Source organism: Chthonomonas sp. (assembly GCF_035294165.1).
GTDB lineage: Bacteria > Armatimonadota > Chthonomonadetes > Chthonomonadales > Chthonomonadaceae > Chthonomonas.
The window spans coordinates 1-3,216 of the sequence record NZ_DATGLN010000046.1 but is presented as its reverse complement, the minus strand read 5'-3'; the positions used below and the strand labels follow the sequence as shown (position 1 = coordinate 3,216).

Below are 3,216 nucleotides of genomic sequence, written 5' to 3'. Positions count from 1 at the left end.
GCTTTGAGGCGAATGCTGATTTCAATGCGGCGAGAAACCTCAAGGCACGGGGCGAAAGTTCAGACGCCCTATTGTGTCGGTCGGAGGCACACGCTTCCAACCAGGCACAAGCCCCTGTGCTTTAGCCAGGGGTATCTGACTATTATTGACGAATGACATTATCTGGCGCATAATCCACCCCAAGGCCTCAGAGTAAATATGAGACCGATGCACAACCGGCATAGTCTGCTTGCCGGACTTAAGGAAGGAAGAGGAATCTTGAACGCACTCATCTACTATCAGAACACCACCCTCGTCTCTCTGGTATTGATAAGTCTTATGCTGCTAGGTACAGAGATGGGATTTCGATTCGGGAAGCGGCGCTATCCAGAGGCCACCGAGGCCGTGAGATCGCAGGTTGGGGTTGTGCTCGCCGCCATGCTTGGGCTACTGTCGCTTTTGCTCAGCTTTACTTTTTCGTGGGCCTTACAGCGCTATGAAGACCGCAGCGAGGCGCTTGTTGCCGAGGCCAACGCCATCGGAACCACCTCCCTTAGAATCCAGCTTCTGCCGGTTGAGATGCACGAGAAAATTCAGTCGCTCTTAAGCCGATATACGGAGGCGCGCATCCGTGAAAACGAGCTTCCTTTGGCAAACCCTGCAGAACGACATGCCCAGGTGGAACAGGCGCGTCAGCTTGCCACACAGCTTTGGAGCGAAGCCATGCGGGCCGTACAAAAAGACCCTCGGCCGGTTACAAGCGGCCTTTTCGTACAATCCCTCAACCAGCTCATTGATGCGGCAAGCGTTACCCATGCAGCCTTCCAAAGAAGGGTGCCGGAGGTGATATTAGTTGCAATATTGGTTCTATCCGTCATCGTTGCTGCTCTGCTTGGCTATGCGTCCGGTCTTGCCGGACATCGGGTTAGCGCCCCAACGTTTCTGCTCGTTGGTGGGATTGTTGTGGCCGTTTTTCTCATCATGGACCTAGATAGACCGCGTAGTGGGTTGATCCAGGTGAACCGTGAGACGTTGCAGAGCCTTCAAGTTTCAATCCTCATTGAGGGGGAGGGCGTCGGCCTTGAGGGGAAGGGCGTCGGCCTTGAGGGGGAGGGCGTCGGCCTTGAGAAAGGTGCAGTGCGCAGCACCGTCGGCCTTGAAGAACCGATGATACAACCGTCACTTCGAGAGAAAGACCTGTCATTTCGAGCCGAAGGCGAGAAATCTTGAGTTTCCCTTCCCACCGGTTCTGAAGGGTAAGGGGTGGGGCTGCAGAGACTGCCAACCTCACGGTTCTAGAGGCAGTTAACCAAGCAAGTCAGCCTCGCTCGCCCCCTATCCCATCCTTTCCCCCTACTAGGGAGAAAGGGGGCGGTTTTGGGTGGTTTCTGAAGAGCAAGGTTATCGAAGGAAACTGCCAATGAACTTATTGGTCTCCCCTCTCCTTAATAGGGGGAGGGGCGGGGGGGTGGGGGCTGTAGAAGCAGACAGCGATGCAGCGGCCAGTGAGATAGGCGATCATGGAAACTGTGCTGGCCGCTTATTCTCAAAACAAGAGTCACATACAACTCATAATACGTCCTCTCATGCAGTGGTGTGGTTCCCTCTCTCGAAACCACTTCGTAGGCAGGAATCGGCATCGAACAAGAAGAAGAAACCCACAAGAATATCTAGACTGTTTGGAGGATGGTAATGCGGTTTGCGATCTCATCTCTAGGCCTGTGGCTGCTCATAAGCCTTATCGGCACCGGCACAGCAGGGGCACGACGCCCCCCAACTCCCGACCCGACTTATGGCTTGCCTATTCCTAAATCCGTTCGGTTCACAGCCTCCACGCAACAGCCGGTGAAGTGGATATGGGTCAATCATGTGGCGGATAATCAGACGATCTACGCCCGGCGCACCTTTACGCTGGAGCGGATACCCCAAAAGGCGGTTCTTTACATTACCGCAGACGACTTTTTTACGCTGTATGTGAATGGGCAGGAGCTTGATCACTCTGCGCCCCAATCCGGCAACGGTTTCGTGTGGCGCCAGGTTCATGCCGTTTTGTTGACGCCCCATCTGCACGCCGGCAAGAACGTTATTGCCGTGCGTGCTCTTAATGCAGGCGGGCCGGCAGGGCTTATTGGTATGTTGGTGGCCGATAATAAATCGATCCTTCGTACCGATAAAAGCTGGCGCGTTACCGAACAGGGCGATCTTCCAAGCGATTGGATAGATACGAGCTACGACGATAGCTCTTGGCTTTATGCCACCGAAGAGGCCTCTTTAGGCGATGCCCCTTGGAATGAGTTGGACGGATGGCCTGGCTACAGTTCCGATGTGCCGTATCTCGCCCACATCACTCTGCCCGTCGTGGGTGTGCTCGATGTACAACCGGGCGCAGGCAGCCTTCATGTGGATGCAAGCCATCCCGGACACCTGCAGGTGGTAGCCCCTCCGCAAGATTCAGGCCGAACACCGCCCTCTCTAGTCGTAGATTTTGGCAAGGAGGTTGCCGGCCGAGTACGCCTTATCGTGAAGGGAGACGGCATCATTCAAGTGGGTACCGGCGAATCGGAGGATGAGGCTGTGATGAAACCTTGGGGCGGCATCCATACCTTCGATAGCCGCACCATGGCCTCGCCGCTCTATACGCCCTACAGCGCATTCCACTATGCCAAAATCACCTTCTACGCCCCTCCAGGCGCCTCCGACACGCCTCTTACGGTGGATGTGTCGCTCGACTTCAAGTACTATCCCGTTCAATATAAAGGTTCGTTCGACTGCTCCGACCCCCTCCTCACGCGCATCTGGTATGTGGGAGCCTACACCGCCCACCTCTGCATGCAAGAGGACATTTGGGATGCCCCCAAGCGCGACCGTGCGCGATGGATGGGCGACCTGCAGGTCTCCGGCCGTGTGATTGACACCGTCTTTGCCGACAAGTTCCTCATGGAGCAGACCATGCAGCGGCTTCGTGACGATGCCCAGGGAGGAAACCCACCTGCCGACCTACCGAAAAGTCATGTCAACGGCATTCCCGGCTACTCCGCCGCCTGGGTAGTGGGGCTTACCGACTTCTATAAGCATATCGGCGACAAGACCTACCTCATGAAGCAACATGACCTGCTGGCCTCCATGATCGCCTATATGGAGGGCGACCTCGATGACGATGGGCTTTTTGCCAACAAACACGGGGCCTGGGACTATGTGGACTGGTCGCCCGATTTCAACGGCGACAGCCCGCTGGCT

At 55.8% G+C, this 3,216-nt stretch carries 1 protein-coding gene and 1 pseudogene; both read left to right on the top strand.

The features are described 5' to 3' along the window. The first annotated feature begins 258 nt into the window (after nucleotides 1-258). Complete coding sequence (locus VKV29_RS01755) at nucleotides 259-1,209, top strand: hypothetical protein (RefSeq protein WP_324199574.1); 951 nt, start codon at nucleotides 259-261, stop codon at nucleotides 1,207-1,209. 462 nt (nucleotides 1,210-1,671) lie between these two features. Then, a pseudogene (locus tag VKV29_RS01750) lies at nucleotides 1,672-3,216 on the top strand (hypothetical protein); the annotation flags it as partial.